The following is a 21,286-nucleotide window of genomic DNA, read 5'->3' on the forward strand; positions in this document are numbered from 1 at the left end:
GGTCGGCGTCATGACAAATGCCCCCTCCCCCATCACCGTCGCTGCGCTCTACCGCTTCGCCCGCTTCCCCGACCCCGCCGTCATCCGCACGCCGCTGCTCGCTTTGTGCGACGCAGAAGGGATCAAGGGCACGCTGCTGCTCGCACGCGAAGGCATTAACGGCACCATCGCCGGGTCGGAGGCAGGCATCGCCGCCGTCATTGCGCACATCCGCACGCTGCCCGACTGTGCCGAGATCGTGGTCAAATACAGCCATGCCACGGCGATGCCGTTCCACCGCCTGAAGGTTCGCCTCAAGCGCGAGATCGTGACGATGGGCGAACCCGCTATCGATCCGCTGGCGGGCGTCGGCCATTATGTGAAACCCGCCGACTGGAATGCGTTGATCGATGATCCCGACACGATCGTGATCGACACGCGCAATGCCTATGAGGTGAAGGTCGGCACCTTCGCCCGCGCGATCGACCCGGCGACCGAGAGCTTCCGCGACTTTCCCGCCTGGGTGCGCGAACACCGTGCCGAGCTGGAGGGCAAAAAGGTCGCGATGTTCTGCACTGGCGGCATCCGCTGTGAGAAGTCGACCGCCTTTCTCAAGGCCGAAGGGCTAAGCGAAGTCTTCCACCTCGAGGGCGGCATCCTGAAATATCTCGAAGAGGTGCCGCAAGCTGAAAGCCGCTGGCGCGGCGAATGCTTCGTGTTCGACGAGCGTGTCGCGGTCGGCCATGGCCTGGCGCTTGGCACGCACGAGCTGTGCCGCGCCTGCCGTATGCCGGTCAGCCCCGCCGACCGGGCCTCACCCGTGTACGAGGAAGGCGTCGCCTGCCCCGCCTGCTATGCGACGCGCGATGCGCAGGCCCGCGCCAGCTATGCCGAGCGCCACCGCCAGGTAAAACTCGCCGAGGCACGCGGCGAAGCCCATGTCGGCGCGCGCTTTGCGCCCGATCTTACGAAAAGCTGAAATTCACCGGCTTGGTGCTGTCGGCATTGCCGTCGAACGCAAAGCTGGCATAGGGGCCGTCGCGCTCAACCCAGTGCAGGAAGAGATGCGCCGACCAGCCATTGGCATTGGGCGTCATCCGCCCGTGCCGATGCTCGACGCCGCGATAGAGCACCGCATCGCCCGGCTCCATCGTCAGCGAGACATAGGGCTGGCCGCCAAAATCGGGTCCAACCGCCGCGCTCGGGCCATCAAGCCGGTCGGTCCCGACCTCCAGATCCCACGGAACACCGTCGCTATAATCGAGCGTCAGCGACAGGCTGTGCTCGCACGCCTGCCGATCACTATGCACGCGCAGGATGTCGCCTTCGCGGTAGATGCGGAAATAATCATAGGTCGGCAGCACGTCGCGACCAGTCAGCGCGCGGACCGTCGGCGTGAGCCCCCACAGCATCCCCAGCATGGGCGGGTAATGATAGCCATAAACCTCGACCGCATCGCCTTTCAGCAGCGGCGACGCGCGGGTGTGGCGCTCGATCGGAGCCCCACCCTGCGCAAGATCCGCCTTCATTTGCCGCAGGAACGCCGTCGCGACGTCGCGCGGCAGCAGCCCTTTGATCAGTGCATAGCCATCGCGCGCATAGCTGCCGTGAACGTCCATCATGCCCCCGCTCAATAAGCGCGCCCGATCAGCACCCGTTCAACCGCAGGGGCACCTGTGAACACGCAGGCCCCCTCTGGAGCGGCCTGTTCCATCGGTGCGTTGCGGATGGTGAGCTTCAACGCCTTGAGCCGCTCGACCACCGCGTCCAGTGCCGCTCCGGTCGGCCGTGACCATTGGACTTCGAGCCAGCCCGGGTTCTTCACGCCTTCGGCAAAGTGCGCTTCGATCGCCGCGAAATCGGCGGCGGCAGCAATATTGCCCGCGAGCCGGGCACGCGCTTCGGCATGGAGCGCTGCCTGGATTTCCTCCAGCACGCCCCCCGCATCCCGGACGAAATCGGCACGGGCGACGACGGCGCTGTCGAGCTTGCCGTCCTCGCGGTACAACCGGTCGCGCTGTATGACCGAGACATTGCCGCCCGCAACATCGCGTCCGCCCACTTCGATCACGATCGGCGCGCCCTTCTTGACCCAGCCCCAGCGCTTGGACGCGGCCTTGCCGAATTTGAGATCGAGCAATGCGCGCACCGGCTCGCCCAGCGCCGATTGATTGGCCAGTTCGGCCTGCAACGCCTTGCAATAATCGACGATTGCCGCATCCTCGGGCTGGTCGCGCAACATCGGGACGATCACGATCTGCCACGGCGCGATGCGCGGCGGCACGCGCAAGCCGTCGTCATCGCCGTGAACCATGATGACGCCGCCGATCATCCGCGTCGACACGCCCCAGCTCGTCGTGTTGGCGAGGACGAATTCGCCCTGGTCGTTCTGGAAGCGGATATTCTGCGCGCTCGCGAAATTGGTGCCCAGGAAGTGGCTGGTGCCGGCCTGCAGCGCCTTGCCGTCCTGCATCATCGCTTCGATGCTGTAGGTCGCGACCGCGCCGGGGAAACGTTCGTTCTCCGGCTTCTCGCCCGCGACCACCGGCAGCGCGAGGCAATCCTCGGCGAACGAGCGATAGACCTCGAGCATCTTGAGCGTTTCCTCGCGTGCTTCCTCGGCTGAAGCGTGCGCGGTATGCCCTTCCTGCCACAGGAATTCGCTGGTGCGCAGGAACATGCGGGTGCGCATTTCCCAGCGGACGACATTGGCCCATTGGTTGATCAGCACCGGCAAATCGCGCCACGACTGCACCCAGCGGGCGAAGGCAGCCCCAATCACCATCTCAGAGGTCGGGCGGACGACCAGCGGCTCCTCCAGCTTGGCCTCGGGATCGGGGATCAGCCCGCCTTTGCCGTCGGCCTTCAGCCGATGATGCGTGACGACCGCCATTTCCTTGGCGAAGCCTTCGACATGCTCGGCCTCTTTCTCGAAATACGAGAGCGGGATGAACAGCGGGAAATAGCAATTCTCATGCCCCGTCGCCTTGATCCGGTCATCGAGCAGGCGCTGGATCCGCTCCCAAATCCCGTACCCCCACGGCCGGATCACCATGCAGCCGCGCACGCCCGATTCTTCGGCAAGGTCGGCTTCTGCAATGACGGATTGATACCAGGCCGAGAAATCGGCCTCACGAGTGACGGGGAGTGCGCGTTTGATCATGCCGGTGCGGATAGCGACTGGCAACGCGCCCGTCACCCCCGCGCTTGTGTCGCGCGCCGCGCGGCGTCATGGACCAACGCATACTCTGGAGACACTCGATCGAAGCCCCCGCTTTACCCTCCGTCGAAACGGCACCGCACTATACCCCCGACCGCGTCCTGCTGGGGCTGGCCTTGCGCCTGCTCGCCGTCGCTGGCCTGGCGACGATGAGCGCGCTGATCAAACTCGCGGAAAATCGTGGGGCGAACCTCGCCGAAACGATGTTCTTCCGTCAGGCCTTCGCGGCGATGCTGATTTTGGGAATCGTAGTGACCGGCCCCGGCCTGTCTTCGCTGCGGACCCAGCGATTCGGCGCGCATGTGCGGCGCACCGCCGTCGGATTGGTCGGCATGATCACCACCTTCGGCGCGGTGTTGCTGTTGCCGTTGGCAGACGCGACCACGTTGCAGTTTACCGTGCCCATCTTCGGCACGCTGCTGGGGGCGCTCATCCTCGGCGAACAGGTCGGCATCCACCGCTGGGCCGCGGTCGTCGTCGGCTTTATCGGCGTGTTGATCGTCACCCAACCGGGGACAGGCGCGTTGCCACTAGGCGGCGCGGCGGTTGGCCTTGTCGCCGCCATGTTCGTGGCATTGGTCGCGATCCTGCTGCGCCAGATCGGGCGGACCGAAAGCGCGCTGACGACGGTGTTCTGGTTCTCGGCGCTCTCCATTCCGCCGCTCGGCATCGCTTATGCGCTCAACCTTCAGCAGCATGACGCCTTGACCTGGGCGATTCTGGTGGGCGTCGGCCTGATTGGCGGACTGGCGCAACTGGCGTTGACCGCAGCCGTGCGCCACGCGCCGGTCTCGACCGTGATCCCGATGGATTATTCGAGCCTGTTCTGGGGCACGCTCTATGGCTGGCTACTGTTCGGCACGTTGCCCGGCTGGGGCACTGTCCTCGGCGCGCCGATCATCGTGGCGAGCGGGCTCTACATTGTCTGGCGGGAACAGGTGCGGCGACGCCCCGTGACCGAAGCCGTGAGCCCCTAATTGCGACGAAACACCAGCAGCAGGTTGTTGGCAGGCATTGCGAGGCATTGGTCGAGCGAGAAGGATGTCGCCGCAGCCGTTACCGCCTCAACGGAACGCAACCCCCAGCGCGAATCGCGCGCGCGCAGCGATTCGTCGAACGCGAGGTTGCTCGGTGCGGTCGGGACGCCCGCTTGCAGAAACGGGCCATATAGGATCAACGGTGCGTCCTGCGGCAGGAGCTTCGCCGCCCCCGCGAGCAAACCGAGCGTCGCGTCCCACGGGCTGATATGGACCATGTTGACGCAGAGCACCGCGTCGACGCGGGCGATCGGCCAAGTGCCCGCGGCCGCATCGAGATCGAGCGGTGGCAGAACATTGGCGATCCCCTCGCACCACGCGCCGATCGAGCGGCGCGCATCCGGGTCCGGGTCGCTCGGTTGCCAGTCCAGCGCCGGAAATTCCTGGGCGAAATAGGCGGCGTGTTCGCCCGACCCGCTGGCAACCTCCAGCACGACGCCGCTGCGCGGCAGCACGTCGCGCAGCACATCGGCAATTGCCATGCGGTTTCGCAGCGTCGCCGGGGCATGCCGCCGCGCTGCTTCACCCGCCTCCCCCGGAATCCAGGGTGCGGGTGCCGTCACGCGCGGGCTTCGGCGAGCAGGCGATTCGCGCGCAGATACATTTCCAGCCGCTGCGCCGCGAACACGCCGAGCGTGAACGCCGCCAGCGTATCGATCAGCACCGCCACGTTGAAGTGCAACGCCGCCCCTTCGGCCTGCGCGACCGATTTGATCGCGATCAGCACCACGATGAAGGCAAGCGCCCAAAGCGAGGCACGCTGGCGCAGTTCGTGGGTTTCGGGGTCGACATGGATTTGCATGGTCTTGCCGCGCTGCCAGCCGAGGCCCGCCCCAACCAGCAACGCCGCCGCCGCAATCCCCCACCCCGCCAGCGTGGGCGGGCTGCGATAGAAGATCACGGCGACGACGGCGGTATAAAGTGCCGGCACGATCCACAATTGCTCGACCTTGAGCGGCCTGAGCCTGGTCAACCGCCGCGCGCGCAGCGCGAACACCGCAAGGAAGATCGCGATCGGGATTGCATATTGCAAAATCCCCGGCGGCGCAGCGTGGACCGGCATGAATTTCCCCCTTGTTATTCGGCCGCTTGGGCCAGACCCGGGTCCTTCCATACCAGCACTGGCTTGCGTGCCGCCAGTGTTTCATCGAGGCGGCTGCGCGGCGCGAAATGCGGGGCACTCTTGAGGCTGATATCGCCCGCCTTGGCGCGCTCTGCGACCGAGCGCAAAGCGGCGATGAACTGGTCGAGCGCGGCCTTCGATTCGGTCTCGGTCGGTTCGATCAGCATCGCACCGTGGACGACGAGCGGGAAGTACATCGTCATCGGGTGGAAGCCCTCGTCGATCAGCCCCTTGGCGACGTCGATCGTCGAGAAGCCGTCGGCCAGGCCATTATCCGAGAACAGCGCCTCGTGCATGCACGGGCCCGACCCGGCGAAGGGCGCGTCGAGCGTCTTTTCCAGGCTGCGCAGGATGTAATTGGCGTTGAGCACGGCGTCTTCCGACACCTGGCGCAGGCCATCCGCGCCATGGCTGAGGATATAGGTGAGCGCGCGGGTGAACATGCCCATCTGCCCGTGGAAGGCGGTCATGCGACCGAAGGTGTGCGGGTGTTCGTCGCCCGCCGTTTCTTCCTCGATCAGCGCGAGATGGCCATCTTCGTAGCGCGCGGTGAAGGGCAAGGGACCGAACGGCGCCAGCGCTTCCGACAGCACGACCGGACCCGAGCCGGGGCCGCCGCCGCCGTGCGGGGTAGAGAAGGTCTTGTGCAAATTGATGTGCATCGCATCGATGCCGAGGTCGCCCGGGCGCACGCGACCGACGATCGCGTTGAAATTGGCGCCGTCGCAATAGACATAGGCGCCGACCGCATGGACCGCGTCCGAGATCGCCTTCATGTCGCGCTCGAACAGGCCGCAGGTGTTGGGGTTGGTGATCATCACCGCCGCCACGTCCGGCCCGAGCCGGGCCTTGAGCGCTGCGGTATCGACGCGGCCTTCGGCGGTGGCGGGAATATCCTCGACGGTGAAGCCCGCAAACGCGGCGGTCGCGGGGTTGGTGCCATGCGCGCTCTCGGGCACGAGCACGACCTTGCGGTGGCCCTCGCCGCGCGCTTCCAGCGCGGCCTTGATGCACAGAATGCCGCACAATTCGCCATGCGCGCCCGCTTTGGGGCTCATCGCGACGCAGTACATGCCGGTCAGCTTGATCAGCCACACCGCCAGTTCGTTGATGACGCCGAGCGCGCCCTGCACGGTATCGACCGGCTGGAGCGGATGGATGTCGGCGAAACCGGGCAGCCGCGCCATCTTCTCGTTGAGGCGCGGATTGTGCTTCATCGTGCACGATCCGAGCGGGAAGAAGCCGAGGTCGATGCCGTAATTCTGGCGGCTGAGGCGCGTGTAATGGCGGACCGTCTCGGGTTCCGACAGGCCGGGAAGGCCGATCGGCGCGGTGCGGGCGAGGCTGCCGAGGCTGGTGCCGGACGGCCCCTCTCCCCGGCCCGCTCCCCGGAGGGGAGAGGGAGAAGATGCGAAATCGACGCCCGTCGTCTCGCTATCGCCGATCTCGAAGATCAGCGCTTCTTCCAGCATCAGGCCCTTATTGCCGGTTACCGTCGGGGACGCCTTGCCCCCGGCGACGGGCGCTTCCGGGCGCCATCCGCTTGCATTGATGCTCATGCCAGAATCTCCTCAAGCGCGGCGGCCAGCGTTTCCACATCCTCTGCCGAGGTCGTCTCGGTCACCGCGACGACCAGGCCGTTGGCGAGGCTCGCCTCACCCGGATAGAGCCGCCCGAGCGACACGCCGGCGAGAATGCCGCGCTCGGCCAGGCTGCGCACAACGGGCCGTGCTTCCTGCGGCAGTTTCAGCGTGAATTCGTTGAAGAAGGTGGGCGTCACCAGCTCGACGCCGGGGACTTGCGACAGCCGCGCCGCCGCCGCCACCGCGCCGTGATGGTTGATCTCTGCCAGCGTGCGCAGGCCCTTCTCGCCCAGCAGCGTCATATGGATCGAGAAAGCGAGCGCGCACAGGCCGCTATTGGTGCAGATGTTCGACGTCGCCTTTTCGCGGCGGATATGCTGCTCGCGGGTCGACAGCGTCAGCACGAAGCCGCGACGGCCATCGGCATCCAGCGTCTCGCCGCACAAGCGACCCGGCATCTGGCGGACGTATTTTTCCTTGCAGCCGAACAGGCCGACATAGGGGCCGCCAAATTGCAGGCCGACGCCGAGCGACTGGCCTTCGCCAACCACGATGTCTGCGTCCATCTCACCGGGTGCCTTTATCGCGCCGAGCGCGACGGGTTCGGTCACCACCGCGATCAGCAGCGCCTTGTTGGCGTGGCAGGCATTGGCGAGCGGCGTCAGATCGGCAATGCGACCAAGAATGTCGGGATATTGCAGGACGACGCACGACGTATCCTTGTCGATCGCCGCGATCAGCGTTTCGAGATCGGTGTCTGCGCTCAGGCTCGGCGTCGCGGTTTCGAGCGCGTCACCGGTGTACTTTGCCATCGTCTTGGCGACCGAAACATAATGCGGGTGCAGGCCCGACGACAGGATCGCCTTGCCGCGCTTGGTGATGCGGCGTGCCATGCCGATCGCTTCCCAGCAGGCGGTCGAGCCGTCATACATCGAAGCGTTGGCGACATCGGTGCCGAGCAGCCGCGCGACTTGCGTCTGAAACTCGAACAGCATCTGCAGCGTGCCCTGCGCGATTTCGGGCTGATACGGCGTGTAGGCCGTCAGGAATTCGCCGCGCTGGATCAGGTGATCGACCGAGGCCGGCACATGGTGGCGATAGGCGCCGCAGCCGAGGAAAAAGGGCGCTTCCCCCGCCGTCAGATTCTTGCGCGCCAGCGCGCTCATGTGGCGCTCGACCGCCATTTCGCTGGCGTGCATCGGCAAATCGTGGATTGGGCCGTCGAGCCGGGCGGCTTCGGGCACATCGACGAACAGATCGTCGATTGAGGCAGCGCCGATCACGCCGAGCATCGCCTCGCGATCGGACTGGGTCAGGGGTAAGTAACGCATCATTTATCCTTGGTGGCAGGACGCAACGGGGTGAGGGAAATAGGCGTAATGTCGGGGCCCCGATCGGTGCATCGGACGCCGCTCGATCTGCACTGCGAACTAAGCACCCCGCGGAGAATGACCTCTTTCCCTTGGTTGGCGCTAAGGGCCGGCTCGACGAGTGTTTCAGAGGCAACCGATAGATAAGGCCCGTTGGGCCAGTCCTGATTGGCCTTCGACGGCGTCGGGAAGATTGCGCAACTCAAGCCGCCACAGGGGTTAGAAAGCCATCCCCGAACGGTCACCGTGCGCCCATTAAATGACTCGATGCCAGCCTCCGCTTCCGCGACCGATATTGGCGCGTACGGGTCAGGACTCGGTTTTGCGCACGCGACCAGGAGAAGCGCTGAGATCAAAGGCGCCCCTCCCTTCGCCATCACAGCTTCGCGACGAACGCCTGATAGGCGACTTCATCCATCAGCTCGTTCAGCTCATCGGCGTCGCTCAGCGTCAGCTTGAAGAACCAGCCATCGCCTTCGGGATCCTCATTGACGAGGCCGGGCGTGTCGGCGAGCGCGGCGTTGCCGTCGATCACCGTGCCGGACACCGGCGAATAGACGTCCGACGCGGCCTTGACCGATTCGACGACGGCGGCTTCGTCGCCCTTGGCGAGTTCCTTGCCCTCTTCGGGAACGTCGACGAACACGATGTCGCCGAGCTGGCTCTGCGCATATTCGGTAATACCGACAATGCCGACGTCACCATCGACATCAACCCATTCATGATCTTCAGTAAAATAACGGCTCATCACTTGCCTCCTGCGCGGACGTAGCGGTGGGGAATAAAGGGCATTGTCGTCACGGTCGCTTGATGGACCTTGCCGCGCTGCGCCAATTGAATTGTCGTACCGGGAACCGCAAGCGCGGTCGGCACATAGGCCATGGCGATCGGCGCGCCGACGCTGGGGGCAAAGCCGCCCGAGGTGACGCGGCCGACTTCGGAACCTTGCGCATCGAGCACGGCCGCACCTTCGCGCACGGGCTGGCGCCCGGCGACGAGCAAGCCGACGCGCTTGACGATCGCGCCGGTCTCGCGCTCGGCCAGAATGCGCGCCGCGCCCATGAAATCCCCCGCCTCGCGGCGGCGCTTGGACAAAGCAAAGCCGAGATCGGCCTGGATCGGCGTGGTCTCAGGATCGAGGTCATGCCCGTACAGCGGCAGGCCAGCCTCGAGCCGCAGCGAATCGCGCGCGCCAAGGCCGATCGGCTTGACTTCGGGCTCGGCGGCAAGCGCGGTCGCGAGCGCCTCGACATTCTCGGCGGGCACCGAAATCTCGAAACCATCCTCGCCGGTATAGCCCGAACGGCTGATCCACAGCGGCACGCCGTTCCACTCGAACGCGCCCGCGGTCATGAACACCAGCGCCTCGACACCCGGCACCAGCCGCGCCAGCGCATCGACCGCCTTGGGCCCCTGCAGCGCCAGCAGCGCCTGATCTTCCATACGGTTGAGCGCAATGTCGTCGGGCAGATATTCGAGCAGATGCGCGATATCGTCGATCTTGGTCGCGCCGTTGACGACCATGTAGAAGCCCTGAATGTCGAACGGATTGGCGTCGGGCAAGCGCGTGACCATCAGATCGTCGAGGATGCCGCCATCTTCGGCCAACAACAGCGAATAGCGCTGCTTGCCCTCGCCGAGGCCAGCAATGTCGGCGGGCAGCACGGCTTCGAGCGCTGCGACCAGATCGGCGCCTTCGTCGGAGCGGAACAGCAACTGCCCCATATGGCTGACGTCGAACAGGCCAGCCGATTCGCGCACCCACAGATGCTCGGCCATGATGCCTTCATATTGCACCGGCATCTCATAACCGGCGAAGGGCACCATCCGCCCACCGCGGGCGCGATGCCAAGCGTCGAGCGGCAAGGTCTCGATCGCAATCTCGTCGGGAATTTCAGCGTCGGTCATATCGGTCTTCCGTGCGAGGTCTACGGCGTAGCATGACGCCGAAGCGTCCATGATCTGCCGCCCCCTCTGTCACGGATACCTGAGAGCTTTGACTTGCCGCAGATGCCGCAAGCTTACCCCTTCGGTGGCACCTCGCCTGAAGCGGGTGCGCTTTCCAGAGTGTCGACAAGCCCGCGCGGTCCGGTTGCCTGAGAGATTCCGGGGCGGTTGCTCCTTCGGCGGTCCAGAATGCCGCAAACGGCATTCGAGACGCTCTCCCGCGCGTGCCTATCCCGGTTGCCCGTGATCGACGCTGTCGGTTTGACGCGGCGCAGCAAGCGAGTCAACGACCCATTGCCCCGACCGCGTCAACAATCAGCGTGTCGCGTTATATTTCAGCTGGTCGTTGGTCAGCTGGAAGCCAACCAAAGCCTCGAAGGTGGCGCGCAGCACCGCCTGACGCACTTCCGGGCGCGTCAGCGGATCGACCGCAGCGTCCTCGCCACCCGCCTTGCGCTTCTCGAGCAACTTCTTGCGGACGTCGTTGGGCAGCGTGGCGGCGGCGCGCGACACCGTCGCGGTGGCCGTGCCCTGCACCGATGCGCGCGGCTGGCCCGGCTCGAAATGCAGCGTGGCATGGCCCAGGCGCTTGGCAACGACGGCGCTGCCGCCCTGCACCACGGTGATGAAATACGGCAAGGTCACGTCGCGCGCGCCATCGGTGCGCAGCCGCCGCCCTTCGACCGAGAAGGTCACCGTGGTCAGAATGTCGTCGCCTGCATCGGTGCAGGTCGAGCGCACATTGGTCAGCACCGCCGTGAGGTCGAGCGCCGTCGCATCGTGGCTGGTTGCGGGATCGAACAGCGTGATGTCGCCAGTCCCGGCGGGGACCGCCACGCTGGGGCAGGCGGTGCGGACGGCGGTGATACCGCCCGTTTCGTCAAGGTCGCCCGTGTGCCGACATCCGCCGAGCAAGACCGCCGCGAACACGGGAAGCGAGAGAGCGGCGATGGCTGATTTCCGGAATGTCACGGGGTCACGCACCTTATCATGCAAAAGGGATCGCCTGCGTTAGGATTTATCGCGCAGACGCGGCGGCACCATAGGAACCGGCTATCGCCCGCGCAAGCAATCGCGTAGGCTTCCTGCGAGATGTTCACCGCTTCAAAGCCAAAACTCGAGCTCATTATCGCCGCCCCGCGCGGCTTCTGCGCGGGAGTCGACCGTGCCATCCAGATCGTGGAACTGGCGATCGCCAAATATGGCGCACCGGTCTATGTCCGGCACGAAATCGTCCACAACCGCTTCGTTGTCGACATGCTGCGCGACAAAGGCGCGGTGTTCGTGGAGGAACTGGATGAGGTTCCCGACGGCGTTCCCGTGGTCTTCTCCGCGCATGGCGTGCCCAAGGCGGTGCCGAACAAGGCGGCGGAACGCGGCCTCGCCTTTTTCGACGCGACCTGCCCCTTGGTGTCCAAGGTCCACCGCCAGGCCGAACGCATGGTCCAGCTCGGGCGGCACATCGTGTTCATCGGCCATGCCGGCCATCCCGAAGTGGTCGGCACGTTCGGACAGGTGCCCGAAGGCGCGATGTCGCTGGTCGAAACCGTAGCGGATGCCGAAAGCTATACGCCCGCTGACCCCGACAATCTCGCGTTCCTGACGCAGACGACCTTGTCGATGGATGACACCGCCGATGTGGTCGCCACGCTGCAACGGCGTTTCCCCTCCATCCAGGGGCCGCGCGGCGAGGACATTTGCTACGCCACCGCCAACCGCCAGGGCGCAGTCAAGGCGATTGCCCATGCCTGCGACGCGATGCTGGTGATTGGCGCGCCCAACTCCTCAAACTCGGTGCGCCTGGTCGAAGTTGCCGAGCGCGAAGGCACGCCTGCCCGTCTGATCCAGCGCGCGGCAGAGCTCGACTGGAGCTTCGTCGAGGGCATTACGAGACTCGGCATTACCGCTGGAGCATCGGCACCCGAGGTGCTGGTGCGTGAACTGGTCGATCGTCTGAGCGAGCGGTTTACGGTCACCGAGCGGGAAGTGGAAACGAAGCGCGAGACGATTTCGTTCAAGCTGCCCCGCGGGCTTGAAGCCACGGCCTGAACGATGGCCGTGTACACGCCGGTATCGGCCGAAGTTCTGGCCGAATTCCTCGCGCGCTATGACGTTGGCGAGTTGGTGTCCGCCAAGGGCATCGCCGAGGGTGTCGAGAACACCAATTACCTGGTCGATACCACCACCGGTCGCTTCATCCTGACGCTGTACGAAAAGCGCGTCGAGGGCGGCGACTTGCCCTATTTCATGGCGCTGCTCGATCATCTCGCCGCGCGCGGGAACCCGGTACCCCCGGCGATCAAGGACCGCAGCGGCGCCGCGATTCAAACGCTGGAGGGTCGTCCGGCCTGCCTCATCAAATTTCTGTCCGGCGTGTCGGTATCGCACCCCACCGCAGCGCAGGCGCGCGCGGCGGGTGTGGCGATGGCGGATATGCATGCCGCCTTGGCCGACTTTCCCGAAACCCGCGCCAATTCGATGGGGGTCGAGACCTGGGCACCCTTGTTCGAGCGCTGCGGGCGCAGTCTCGATGCCATCGCGCCCGGCCTGTATGATGATCTCGGCTTCGCGATCGATCGGGTCGTCGGGGCATGGCCGCAGGCGACGCTCGACACGGTGACCATCCACGCCGATCTCTTCCCCGACAATGTGCTGATGCGCGGCGACGCCGTATCCGGGCTGATCGATTTCTATTTCGCCTGCACCGATCTGCGCGTCTACGATCTGGCGATCATGCACAGCGCCTGGGCCTTTGATGCCACGGGGGCGCACTATGACGCCGCCATCGGTGATGCGTTGACGGCAGGGTATGAGCAGCGCTTTCCGCTATCGTCGGTCGAACAGGCGGCGTTCCCGACGCTGGCCAGCGGGGCCTGCATCCGCTTCGCGCTGTCGCGGGCGTGGGACTGGCTCAACACCCCCGCCGACGCGCTCGTCACGCGCAAGGACCCGCTCGCTTATGTCCGGCGACTCTCGCATTATGCGCCGGAGCTGGTTAAGCGGACGCGATGACCGCGACCGTAAAAGAGCTTACCAAAGTCGAAATCGCCACCGATGGCGCCTGCAAGGGCAATCCCGGCCCGGGTGGCTGGGGCGCGCTGATTCGCGCAGGCGGCACCGAAAAGGAATTGTCGGGCGGCGCAGCGCTGACCACCAACAACCGCATGGAATTGATGGCCGCGATTGAGGGGCTGAACGCGCTGAAACGCCCCTGCCATGTGATGCTATCGACCGACAGCCGCTACGTGATGGACGGGCTGACCAAGTGGATCAAAGGCTGGCAGAAAAACGGCTGGAAGACAGCCGCGCGCCAGCCGGTGAAGAATGCCGATCTGTGGCAGGCACTGCTGGACGCGGCGAAACCGCACCGCGTCGAATGGACCTGGGTCAAAGGCCATGCCGGCCACCCCGACAACGAACGCGCAGACCGGCTGGCGAGCGATGCCGCGGTGGCCGCTGGCAGACGCGCTTAAGCCTCTTCGACCGGCGCGCCCGGGCCGTTCTTCAGCACCGATTCGATCGCATTCTTGGCCCCGGCCTTGCTCGAATAGCCCTCGGTCCACCAAATCAGTTCGCTGTTATATTTGAACTTGGCGACATACTCGCCCGCCTTGTTCTGCTCGATCACGAATTTGTGTGCCATGCGAACCTCCCCGGTTTGTCGGTTTGGGAAGGATAGCGACGGCGATATCGTTACGCCAGCACCGCGAAGCGGCCCGGTGCATAGCGGGTAGGATCGATCGCAGCGACGCTGGCATCGGGCGCGCGGCCCAAAAGGAGCGCTGCGGCCAGCGCGGCCGCTGCCGGTGCCGTCTGGATGCCGAAACCGCCCTGCCCCGCGCACCAGAAGAAACCGGGCGAATCGGGGGCGAAGCCATAGACCGGCAAGCGATCGGGCGCGAAGCTGCGCAGGCCCGCCCAACGCCGTTCAACGCGGGTGATCTGCCAATCGACAACGTGTTCGAACCGGTCGATCGCGATGGCGACGTCGATCTCCTCGGGCTGGACATCGCCGGGCGTGGCCGGAGTCTCATCATGCGGGCTGAGCCACAGCCGCCCCCCAGCCTCGGGCTTGAAATAGAATTGCCCCGAAATGTCCGCGATATGCGGCAGCGCGTCGGGGGCCGCCGGGCTGGTCGCCAATTGCACGACGGTGCGGCGATAGGCGGCGATGCCGATCGGCGCGACCCCCGCCATTTCTGCAACCGCATCGGCCCAGGCACCGGCGGCGTTGACGAGGATCGTCGCCGACACCGGCCCCGCACCCGTCTCCATTTGCCAGCGGCCACCGGTGTGGAGCGCCCGCTGCAGCGGCGCGGACAGCAACAGCGTCACCCCGCCCTGTCGCGCCTGCGCCAGATAATGCGCGTGCAGCGCCGCGACATCGATATAGGTGCTGCTCGCCTCCAGCACGCCGAGCGTCCAGTCGGCGCGCAAACCCGGAATGTAGGCGCGCGGATCAACCCGCTGCAGCGCCACGCTGCTGCCCGCAAATTCCTCCAGAAAGCCGTCGATCCGGTCCGCATCCGACGCGCGCCCGATATGGAGCGAGCCGAGATCGGCCAGGAAGCCCCCGCCCCGTAACGCAGCGCCCGATGCGGTGGTGAGCGGCTGCACATCGGGGCCGCCATAGGTTTCCGACCAGAAGGCCGCCGAGCGTCCGGTCGCATGGTAGCCGGGCAGATCCTCCGCCTCGAGCATCACCACCGAAGCGTAAGGCGCAATCGCGGCGGCAAGGCTTGCGCCCGCAATCCCGGCACCAACAATGGCCACGTCATAATGCGTCACGGTGTTACCTCTGCGCCCGCGAGGACAGGAAGATGTCGATCTCGCCAATCGCACGATTGCGCACCGGATCCGCCTCGCGCAGGATCTCATGCGCCGATTCCTTGCCGAAGCGCACCACCCGCGCATCCGGCACCTTTGCCGCGATCTTCAGCGCGGCCTTGGGATCGACCAGTTTATCGTCATCGGCAATGACGAACAGCAGCGGCACGCCGAGCGTCTTCAAACGCGGATCGACGCTCAGCCGCCGGGTCGAGGCAAACGCCTCGATCACCCAGCGCCAGCTCGGCGGCCCCAGCAGCAATTCGGGCTTGCTCGATTGCCAGAAGATTTCGTCTTCATAGCGATCGGTGTCCTTGGTGAGCAGGGCCTGGCGCGTTTCGGTGGTGGCGGGCCGCTCATTCCCGCGCCAGGCCGGCCGGGCCGTATTGCCCACACCGCCAAGCATCCGTGCGAGCCGTTCGCCAAGCGTCGCGCCAACCGGGCTGTGCAGCCCCAGCATCGGGGCGATCAGAACGGCGGCATCGGGCTGCGCCGCGCCCTCGGCCAGCGCGCGCAACAGCAAATGCCCGCCCATCGAATGGCCCAGCGCAACATGCGGTCCGCCGTCGCGCCCGGCATCCTCTGCGACCCAATCCGCCCAGAAGGTGCGGAAATCATCGATATACTGCTGAAAATCGTCGACATGGCCAACATGCGGATCGGGCGACAGCCGCCCCGACCCACCCTGCCCGCGCCAATCGAACGAAGTGATCGACCAGCCGAGCGCGTGCCAGTGCGCAAACGCCTCGAGATACTTTTCGAAGATATCGCCGCGCCCGCCCTGGAACAGCATGCGCCCGCGCGGGCGTCCCTCTACGCCCCAGTCAAAGCGCCGCAGCGCCCAGCCATCGGGAGCGGACCATTGAGTGATCCGCGCAGCCGCAGGAATCGCGCGACGATAAAGCTGAGGGGAAACCATGGACGATGGTTACGGTTTTGAAAGGCCCGCCGTCTACACCTTTCCTCATGGGTGGGATCAATCTGTCAACGATGTTGCTGCTGGTGCTGGCGGCGCTCCTGGTTTCGGCCGGGATTCAGGACGCACGCACGCGCGAGATCGCCAATTGGAAAAACGCCGCGATCGCGCTGCTCGCCCCGTTATGGTGGTGGGCGAACGCCCTGGGCTGGATGGCGATTGCCGAACAAGTGGGCGTCGCGCTGCTGGTGTTCGCGGCCTTCGTTGCCGCTTTTCATTTCGGCTGGATGGGCGGCGGCGATGTCAAGATGATCGGCGCGCTGGCGCTGTGGCTGCTCGACCCGGTCACCTTGACCTGGATGTTGATCGTCATGTCGCTGCTCGGCGGCGCGCTGACCGTGATCCTGCTGATCGAGCGCGCGCTGCGCCATCGCACGGCGCAAATCGAGGTTCCCTACGGCGTAGCCATCGCAATTGCCGCGCTGATTACACTGCGTGAACCGCTTTTTAACCACTTTGGTGTGAATGCTTAACGCGGGCTCAATTGCCCGCGTCCGAAAGGTCTAAGATGGATAGTCGCAAGGTCATTTTGCTGGTGGGTGCGCTGATCGTTGCCGCGATCACGGCGTTCATGGCACGATCGCTGATCATTGGCAGCCCGGCACCGCAAGCCAATGCGGTGGCGATGGCTCCGGTCGCAAACGGCCCGGAAGTGCTGGTCGCAACCAAGGCGCTGCCTGTCGGCACTATCCTCGACGCGACCTCGCTGAAATATCAGCCATGGCCGAAGGAGCTGGTTGAGAACGCCTATTACATCAAGAAGGGCGGCTTCGATCCGCGCTCGCTGATGGGCACGGTCGTGCGCAACGCGATCACCGCCGGTCAGCCGGTGACCCAGGGCGCGCTGGTCAAGCCGGGCGATCGTGGTTTCCTCGCCGCCGCCCTCGGCCCGGGCATGCGCGCCGTAACCGTACCGGTACAGACGCAGACCAGCGTGGCCGGTTTCGTGTTCCCGGGCGACCGTATCGACTTGATCCTGACGCAGACCGTCCCCGGCGGCGGCGATGGCCCGCCGCTCAAGGCGGCCGAGACGATCATGCGCAACCTGCGCGTGCTCGCCACCGACCAGCGCACCGACAATGGTGTCGGCGAAGACGGCAAAGCCGTCGTGCGCACCTTTTCCAACGTGACGATCGAAGCGACGCCGAAGATCGCCGAGCAAATCGCGGTCGCACAGACGCTCGGCTCGCTGTCGCTGTCGCTGCGCTCGATCGCCGACAATAGCAGCGAACTCGAACAGGCGATCGCCAGCGGCGATGTCTCCATGCCCGACGACCCCAAAGCGGAAAAGGCGATGCTGACCCGCATCGCCAGCACCCCCGCGACCGGTGGCGGGACGATGGTGACCGGAGCCGACGTCTCGCGTTTTCAACGCAGCACGGTTCCGGGCAAGCCTGCTGATACCTCGGCACCCGGTGGTGCGCCGGGTACCGGAACGTTTCCGGGGGCTGCTACCGGCCCCGTGATCCGCGTCGCACGCGGCAATGCGGTGACCGATGTCGCCCTTGGGGGGAAGAAATAATGCGTAGCGCAACCGCTCTGCACCGCATCCTGTCGGCGACGGTCATCACCGCGCTGGTCGGCAGTGCGCCGGTCACCGCCCTGGCGGCGGGTGCCAAACTTCAGGCAAAGCCCGCGCCTGCGCGCAGCGGGCAACGTCCGGTCACCCATGTCGGTGCGGCCCCAACGGGCACGGTGCGTCCGACGACCGAGGTCGTGCTGTCGACCGGGCAAGGCGAACTGATCAACTTGCCCGCCAACGTCAGCGACGTGTGGGTTTCGAACCCCGGCGTGGCCGACGTCTATGTGAACAACCCGCATCAGATCCACCTGTTCGGCAAGGATTCCGGCGAATCGACGATCTTCGCCACCTCGGCGAGCGGCACGGTGATTTACGCCGCCAACATCCGCGTCAGCCAGAACCTGTCCTCGATCGACCGGATGGTGAAGCTCGCCATGCCCGACAGCGACATCAAGGTGACGACCGTCGGGCAGATCGCAGTGCTGACCGGCACGGTGTCCTCTCCCGAGGACAGCGCGGCCGCGCAGCGCCTCGTCACCGCGCTGCTCAACCCTGGCGTCGCTATCGGCCCCGATGCGGCGCTGAAGGTCGGCGTGATCAACCGCTTGCGCGCGGCAACCCCCTTGCAGGTCAATTTGCAGGTGCGCATCGCCGAGGTCAGCCGCAGCTTCGTCAAGAATATCGGCGTAAACCTCACCAGCCGTGGCTCCGGCAGCACGCTCTTCGGCATCACCCAAGGGCGCCAAGGCACGATTGCGACGGCACCGGGAACGATCGGCAGCGGCATCATCAACGCCGACGGTTCGCTTCCGGGACAAACCGTCTTCACCCAGCCTGCCGCGACCGGCATGGGCACGACGCTTGGCCTCGCCGGCCATGCATTGGGGATGGACCTGCTGTCCTCGCTCGATCTGGGGGAGCGCGACGGCCAGGTCTCGACGCTCGCCAATCCGAACATCACGGTCATTTCCGGCGAAACCGGTTCGTTCCTCGCGGGCGGCGAGTTCCCGATCCCGATCTCGCAGGGGCTGGGCGCGGTCTCGGTCGATTACAAGCAATATGGCGTGAGCCTGTCCTATACTCCGACGGTGCTGGCCGATGGGCGCATTTCGCTCCATGTCCGTCCCGAAGTGTCGCAGCTGTCGTCGCAGGGTTCGGTGACGCTTTCCGGCGTCAGCATTCCGGCGCTGACGACACGGAGGGCCGAAACGACCGTCGAGCTCGGCTCGGGTCAGAGCATGATGATCGCAGGCCTGCTGCAAAACAATCACAACAACTCGATCGACAAGGCACCCGCGCTTGGCGACATGCCCATCGTCGGCGCGTTGTTCCGCTCCAACGCGTTCCAGCGCAATGAAACCGAGCTGGTGATCGTGATCACGCCGTATCTCGTGAAGCCGGTCAACGCCAACGACATCGTCTTGCCAACCGATGGCTATAAGGCCCCGACCGACCTTGGTCGTGTCTTCATGGGTCAGCTTGGCGGCGGCACCACCGGCGGCGACCGCCCGAAGCCAACCATGGCTCCTGCTCCCACTGCGCAGCCTTCGCTCGGGGCGGCGGCTCCGGCACCGGTCTCGCCCGACCCCATACCCGGGTCGCCGGTCGATCGCCGTCGCGATGCGCCCGCCGCCATCACGCCACCATCCAGCCAAACCAAAAAGGGCGCGAGTGCCGCACCCGGTTTCGACATCAATTAAGGGCCGAGGGACATGATCATGAACAAATATGTGCGTGCGATCACGACCGGCCTGCTTCCGGCGTTGGCGCTGTCTGCGTGCGTCGGCACGGAAAATCGCGGACTCGAATCGGTGCATCAGCCGGTCGTCAGCCGCGCCGATTATGCCATTGACGTCGCAACGAGCGGCGACGGCCTCGCCCCGGGCGAAGCGCAGCGCCTCGCCGGGTGGATGGCATCGTTGCGGGTCGGCTATGGCGACAAGGTCGCGGTCGAGAATTCCACACCTTCGAGTGGCGGCGTAAAGGACGACATCGCCCGCGAAGCGTCGCGTTATGGCCTGCTGGTATCCGACGAGGCCCCGCTGGTCGGTGCGGCCGTTACGCCCGGCATGGCGCGCGTCATCGTCAGCCGCACAAAGGCGACGGTGCCGGGCTGCCCCGACTACAGCCGGGACACCTCGACCGAATATGAGGCCAATACCTCCTCCAACCACGGCTGCGCGATGAACGCCAACCTCGCCGCGATGGTCGCCAATCCGGCGGACCTTGTGCGCGGCCAGGGCGGCAGCGCGGTCGCCGACCAATTGGCCTCGGCCAAGGCAATCGAAAGCTACCGCAAGGCGGCACCGACCGGTGCTGGCGGCACGACGGTCAAGACGGAAAGCACCGGAGGCAAGTAATGAATGCGCCCTTCAACCCAGCGCGTATCGGCTTGCGCGATCCCTTTGCCGCCTATGTCTGCGACGAAACCGCCGCCGAGACGCTGCGTCCGATCGCAGTGGAAATGGGCTGGGCACCCGAGAAGGTGAACAAAGGCGGCCTGCGCAACGCGGTACAGTCGCTGTCGGTTTCCGCGAGCCCGCAAATCCTGTTTGTCGATCTCTCCGAAAGCGGTGATCCGCTCAACGACATCAATGCGCTGGCCGAAGTGTGCGAGCCGGGCACGGTCGTGATTGCGGCAGGCCAGGTCAACGACGTCAGGCTGTACCGCGATCTCATCGTGAGCGGCATCCAGGACTATCTGCTCAAACCGCTCAATCCCGACATGCTGCGGGATGCGTTCACCCATGCCCAGACGGTGCTGAATGCGCCCAAGGTTTCGGACACGGGCACCGAACGTCCGCACATCTCCACCGCATTCATCGGTGCGCGCGGCGGCGTCGGCGCTTCCAGCCTCGCCACGGGTGTGGCGTGGGTGTTGAGCGAAAAGGGCGCGCGGACGACGGCCTTGCTCGATCTGGACGTGCATTTCGGCACGGGCGCATTGTCACTTGACCTAGAGCCGGGCCGCGGCCTGACCGACGCGATCGAAAATCCCAGCCGCATCGATGGCTTGTTCATCGAACGCGCAATGGTCAAGTCGAGCGAAATGCTCTCCGTGCTGTCGGCCGAGGCACCGATCAACTCGCCGATCATGACCGACGGCGGCGCGTTCTATCAATTGCAGGAGGAAATGCGCTCCGCGTTCGAATGCACCGTGGTCGATTTGCCGCGCAACATGCTGGTGCAGCATCCGCATTTGATAACCGACATTCAGGTGGCGGTGATCGTGACCGAGCTGACGCTCGCTGCGGCGCGCGACACGATCCGCATCCTGTCATGGATGAAATCCAACGCGCCGCAGACGCAAGTCGTGGTGGTCGCCAATCGCGTCCAGCCGACCGCGCAGCTCGAAATCAGCCGCAAAGATTTCGAAGGATCGATCGAACGCAAAATCGACTTCCTGGTCCCCTTCGACCAGAAACTCGCGGCGCAATCGGCAAAGCTCGGCAAGCCGATGACCGAGGCCGGCAAGGGCTCGAAGACGATCGTACCGATCGTCGATCTGGCGACGAAGTTGATGGCGGTGGGCGACTCGGCCGAACCGATCGACAGCGCAACCAAGAAGAAGGGCGCGGCCAAAGGCACGTCTTTGATGGGGAAATTCGATTTCAAATCGCTGATTTCGCGCCCCGCCAAGAAGAAGTGATCTCGCAAAAAATCATGGCAAAACCTTGCGGCGTAAACGCCGTCGTAACGAAG

22 protein-coding genes and 2 riboswitches are annotated in these 21,286 nt (G+C 65.3%); of the genes, 10 read left to right on the forward strand and 12 right to left on the reverse strand.

Annotated elements, in window-relative coordinates; all coding sequences use genetic code 11:
• Positions 1-10 precede the first annotated feature (10 nt).
• Positions 11-958 carry an oxygen-dependent tRNA uridine(34) hydroxylase TrhO gene (gene trhO / locus H4W01_RS12465; RefSeq protein WP_209611310.1) on the forward strand — a complete coding sequence of 316 codons (948 nt, stop codon included), beginning with the start codon at positions 11-13 and terminating at the stop codon, positions 956-958.
• Here trhO and H4W01_RS12470 read toward each other — a convergent pair.
• Both H4W01_RS12470 and H4W01_RS12475 read right to left on the reverse strand, forming a co-directional pair.
• Positions 945-1,601: a hypothetical protein gene (locus H4W01_RS12470; protein WP_050810899.1), complete on the reverse strand. Its 657-nt coding sequence runs from the start codon at positions 1,599-1,601 to the stop codon at positions 945-947. The two genes, trhO and H4W01_RS12470, sit on opposite strands and share 14 nt — an antisense overlap.
• 8 nt (positions 1,602-1,609) lie before the next feature.
• Positions 1,610-3,142 carry an aminoacyl--tRNA ligase-related protein gene (locus tag H4W01_RS12475; protein ID WP_209613352.1) on the reverse strand — a complete coding sequence of 511 codons (1,533 nt, stop codon included), beginning with the start codon at positions 3,140-3,142 and terminating at the stop codon, positions 1,610-1,612.
• A gap of 68 nt (positions 3,143-3,210) precedes the next feature.
• On the opposite strand from H4W01_RS12475, the gene H4W01_RS12480 reads away from it, so the two are divergent.
• Complete coding sequence (locus H4W01_RS12480; RefSeq protein WP_010403757.1) at positions 3,211-4,176, forward strand: DMT family transporter; 966 nt, start codon at positions 3,211-3,213, stop codon at positions 4,174-4,176.
• On the opposite strand, the gene H4W01_RS12485 is transcribed toward H4W01_RS12480, so the two are convergent.
• The 7 genes from H4W01_RS12485 to H4W01_RS12515 all read right to left on the reverse strand — a co-directional run bounded on the left by H4W01_RS12485 (position 4,173) and on the right by H4W01_RS12515 (position 11,231).
• Positions 4,173-4,799 (reverse strand): DUF938 domain-containing protein, encoded by a 627-nt coding sequence (locus H4W01_RS12485; RefSeq protein WP_209611312.1) that lies wholly within the window; start codon positions 4,797-4,799, stop codon positions 4,173-4,175. The genes H4W01_RS12480 and H4W01_RS12485 overlap by 4 nt on opposite strands.
• Complete coding sequence (locus tag H4W01_RS12490; protein WP_209611314.1) at positions 4,796-5,299, reverse strand: CcdC protein domain-containing protein; 504 nt, start codon at positions 5,297-5,299, stop codon at positions 4,796-4,798. The genes H4W01_RS12485 and H4W01_RS12490 overlap by 4 nt, the downstream gene beginning before the upstream one ends.
• A 14-nt stretch (positions 5,300-5,313) precedes the next feature.
• On the reverse strand, positions 5,314-6,918 hold the full coding sequence (gene gcvPB / locus H4W01_RS12495; RefSeq protein ID WP_209611316.1) for an aminomethyl-transferring glycine dehydrogenase subunit GcvPB: 1,605 nt from the start codon (positions 6,916-6,918) through the stop codon (positions 5,314-5,316).
• Positions 6,915-8,273, reverse strand: coding sequence for an aminomethyl-transferring glycine dehydrogenase subunit GcvPA (gene gcvPA, locus H4W01_RS12500; protein ID WP_209611318.1), 1,359 nt, complete (start codon positions 8,271-8,273; stop codon positions 6,915-6,917). Before gcvPA ends, gcvPB begins: the two co-directional genes overlap by 4 nt.
• A 415-nt stretch (positions 8,274-8,688) precedes the next feature.
• Positions 8,689-9,060, reverse strand: a complete 372-nt coding sequence (gene gcvH / locus H4W01_RS12505) for a glycine cleavage system protein GcvH (protein WP_010403768.1) — start codon at positions 9,058-9,060, stop codon at positions 8,689-8,691.
• Positions 9,060-10,220 carry a glycine cleavage system aminomethyltransferase GcvT gene (gene gcvT / locus H4W01_RS12510; RefSeq protein ID WP_209611320.1) on the reverse strand — a complete coding sequence of 387 codons (1,161 nt, stop codon included), beginning with the start codon at positions 10,218-10,220 and terminating at the stop codon, positions 9,060-9,062. The genes gcvH and gcvT overlap by 1 nt, the downstream gene beginning before the upstream one ends.
• A 56-nt stretch (positions 10,221-10,276) precedes the next feature.
• Positions 10,277-10,386, reverse strand: a riboswitch (glycine riboswitch).
• A riboswitch (glycine riboswitch) is annotated at positions 10,387-10,490 on the reverse strand.
• An 84-nt stretch (positions 10,491-10,574) separates the two neighbouring features.
• Positions 10,575-11,231, reverse strand: coding sequence for a hypothetical protein (locus H4W01_RS12515; protein ID WP_083834152.1), 657 nt, complete (start codon positions 11,229-11,231; stop codon positions 10,575-10,577).
• Positions 11,232-11,351: 120 nt separating this feature from the next.
• On the opposite strand from H4W01_RS12515, the gene ispH reads away from it, so the two are divergent.
• Genes ispH through rnhA form a run of 3 tightly spaced genes read left to right on the forward strand, consistent with a single transcriptional unit; the run spans position 11,352 to position 13,732 of the window.
• On the forward strand, positions 11,352-12,308 hold the full coding sequence (ispH, locus tag H4W01_RS12520) for a 4-hydroxy-3-methylbut-2-enyl diphosphate reductase (RefSeq protein ID WP_209611322.1): 957 nt from the start codon (positions 11,352-11,354) through the stop codon (positions 12,306-12,308).
• A gap of 3 nt (positions 12,309-12,311) precedes the next feature.
• Complete coding sequence (gene thrB / locus H4W01_RS12525) at positions 12,312-13,271, forward strand: homoserine kinase (protein ID WP_209611324.1); 960 nt, start codon at positions 12,312-12,314, stop codon at positions 13,269-13,271.
• Complete coding sequence (rnhA, locus tag H4W01_RS12530) at positions 13,268-13,732, forward strand: ribonuclease HI (RefSeq protein ID WP_209611326.1); 465 nt, start codon at positions 13,268-13,270, stop codon at positions 13,730-13,732. The genes thrB and rnhA overlap by 4 nt, the downstream gene beginning before the upstream one ends.
• Here the strand turns inward: rnhA and H4W01_RS12535 are convergent.
• Genes H4W01_RS12535 through H4W01_RS12545 form a run of 3 tightly spaced genes read right to left on the reverse strand, consistent with a single transcriptional unit; the run spans position 13,729 to position 16,005 of the window.
• Positions 13,729-13,902, reverse strand: coding sequence for a YegP family protein (locus H4W01_RS12535; RefSeq protein ID WP_010403777.1), 174 nt, complete (start codon positions 13,900-13,902; stop codon positions 13,729-13,731). The two genes, rnhA and H4W01_RS12535, sit on opposite strands and share 4 nt — an antisense overlap.
• A gap of 50 nt (positions 13,903-13,952) precedes the next feature.
• Positions 13,953-15,047 carry an NAD(P)/FAD-dependent oxidoreductase gene (locus tag H4W01_RS12540; RefSeq protein ID WP_209611328.1) on the reverse strand — a complete coding sequence of 365 codons (1,095 nt, stop codon included), beginning with the start codon at positions 15,045-15,047 and terminating at the stop codon, positions 13,953-13,955.
• A gap of 4 nt (positions 15,048-15,051) precedes the next feature.
• The gene (locus H4W01_RS12545) at positions 15,052-16,005 is read right to left on the reverse strand and encodes an alpha/beta fold hydrolase (protein WP_209611331.1); all 954 of its coding nucleotides are present in this window, start codon (positions 16,003-16,005) and stop codon (positions 15,052-15,054) included.
• A gap of 47 nt (positions 16,006-16,052) precedes the next feature.
• On the opposite strand from H4W01_RS12545, the gene H4W01_RS12550 reads away from it, so the two are divergent.
• Genes H4W01_RS12550 through H4W01_RS12570 form a run of 5 tightly spaced genes read left to right on the forward strand, consistent with a single transcriptional unit; the run spans position 16,053 to position 21,233 of the window.
• Positions 16,053-16,535: an A24 family peptidase gene (locus H4W01_RS12550; RefSeq protein ID WP_209613353.1), complete on the forward strand. Its 483-nt coding sequence runs from the start codon at positions 16,053-16,055 to the stop codon at positions 16,533-16,535.
• A 35-nt stretch (positions 16,536-16,570) separates the two neighbouring features.
• Positions 16,571-17,584 carry a Flp pilus assembly protein CpaB gene (gene cpaB / locus H4W01_RS12555; protein WP_209611333.1) on the forward strand — a complete coding sequence of 338 codons (1,014 nt, stop codon included), beginning with the start codon at positions 16,571-16,573 and terminating at the stop codon, positions 17,582-17,584.
• Positions 17,584-19,284, forward strand: a complete 1,701-nt coding sequence (locus H4W01_RS12560; RefSeq protein ID WP_209611335.1) for a type II and III secretion system protein family protein — start codon at positions 17,584-17,586, stop codon at positions 19,282-19,284. The genes cpaB and H4W01_RS12560 overlap by 1 nt, the downstream gene beginning before the upstream one ends.
• A gap of 18 nt (positions 19,285-19,302) precedes the next feature.
• Positions 19,303-19,944, forward strand: a complete 642-nt coding sequence (locus H4W01_RS12565) for a CpaD family pilus assembly protein (RefSeq protein ID WP_245535533.1) — start codon at positions 19,303-19,305, stop codon at positions 19,942-19,944.
• Entirely contained in the window at positions 19,944-21,233 is a 1,290-nt protein-coding gene (locus tag H4W01_RS12570) for an AAA family ATPase (protein ID WP_209611337.1), read from the forward strand. Before H4W01_RS12565 ends, H4W01_RS12570 begins: the two co-directional genes overlap by 1 nt.
• Positions 21,234-21,286: the final 53 nt, after the last annotated feature.

Origin of the sequence: Sphingomonas sp. PL20 (assembly GCF_017875905.1) — a bacterium.
GTDB classification, from domain to species: Bacteria; Pseudomonadota; Alphaproteobacteria; order Sphingomonadales; family Sphingomonadaceae; genus Sphingomonas; species Sphingomonas echinoides.

What these genes read in the sequence shown, in the direction of transcription:
- trhO (WP_209611310.1), top strand. Translation starts at nt 11, where the DNA reads ATGACAAATGCCCCCTCCCCCATCACCGTCGCTGCGCTCTACCGCTTC.
- H4W01_RS12470 (WP_050810899.1), bottom strand. Translation starts at nt 1,601, where the DNA reads ATGATGGACGTTCACGGCAGCTATGCGCGCGATGGCTATGCACTGATC.
- H4W01_RS12475 (WP_209613352.1), bottom strand. Translation starts at nt 3,142, where the DNA reads ATGATCAAACGCGCACTCCCCGTCACTCGTGAGGCCGATTTCTCGGCC.
- H4W01_RS12480 (WP_010403757.1), top strand. Translation starts at nt 3,211, where the DNA reads ATGGACCAACGCATACTCTGGAGACACTCGATCGAAGCCCCCGCTTTA.
- H4W01_RS12490 (WP_209611314.1), bottom strand. Translation starts at nt 5,299, where the DNA reads ATGCCGGTCCACGCTGCGCCGCCGGGGATTTTGCAATATGCAATCCCG.
- gcvPB (WP_209611316.1), bottom strand. Translation starts at nt 6,918, where the DNA reads ATGAGCATCAATGCAAGCGGATGGCGCCCGGAAGCGCCCGTCGCCGGG.
- gcvPA (WP_209611318.1), bottom strand. Translation starts at nt 8,273, where the DNA reads ATGCGTTACTTACCCCTGACCCAGTCCGATCGCGAGGCGATGCTCGGC.
- gcvH (WP_010403768.1), bottom strand. Translation starts at nt 9,060, where the DNA reads ATGAGCCGTTATTTTACTGAAGATCATGAATGGGTTGATGTCGATGGT.
- gcvT (WP_209611320.1), bottom strand. Translation starts at nt 10,220, where the DNA reads ATGACCGACGCTGAAATTCCCGACGAGATTGCGATCGAGACCTTGCCG.
- ispH (WP_209611322.1), top strand. Translation starts at nt 11,352, where the DNA reads ATGTTCACCGCTTCAAAGCCAAAACTCGAGCTCATTATCGCCGCCCCG.
- thrB (WP_209611324.1), top strand. Translation starts at nt 12,312, where the DNA reads ATGGCCGTGTACACGCCGGTATCGGCCGAAGTTCTGGCCGAATTCCTC.
- rnhA (WP_209611326.1), top strand. Translation starts at nt 13,268, where the DNA reads ATGACCGCGACCGTAAAAGAGCTTACCAAAGTCGAAATCGCCACCGAT.
- H4W01_RS12535 (WP_010403777.1), bottom strand. Translation starts at nt 13,902, where the DNA reads ATGGCACACAAATTCGTGATCGAGCAGAACAAGGCGGGCGAGTATGTC.
- H4W01_RS12545 (WP_209611331.1), bottom strand. Translation starts at nt 16,005, where the DNA reads ATGGTTTCCCCTCAGCTTTATCGTCGCGCGATTCCTGCGGCTGCGCGG.
- H4W01_RS12550 (WP_209613353.1), top strand. Translation starts at nt 16,053, where the DNA reads ATGGGTGGGATCAATCTGTCAACGATGTTGCTGCTGGTGCTGGCGGCG.
- cpaB (WP_209611333.1), top strand. Translation starts at nt 16,571, where the DNA reads ATGGATAGTCGCAAGGTCATTTTGCTGGTGGGTGCGCTGATCGTTGCC.
- H4W01_RS12560 (WP_209611335.1), top strand. Translation starts at nt 17,584, where the DNA reads ATGCGTAGCGCAACCGCTCTGCACCGCATCCTGTCGGCGACGGTCATC.
- H4W01_RS12565 (WP_245535533.1), top strand. Translation starts at nt 19,303, where the DNA reads ATGAACAAATATGTGCGTGCGATCACGACCGGCCTGCTTCCGGCGTTG.
- H4W01_RS12570 (WP_209611337.1), top strand. Translation starts at nt 19,944, where the DNA reads ATGAATGCGCCCTTCAACCCAGCGCGTATCGGCTTGCGCGATCCCTTT.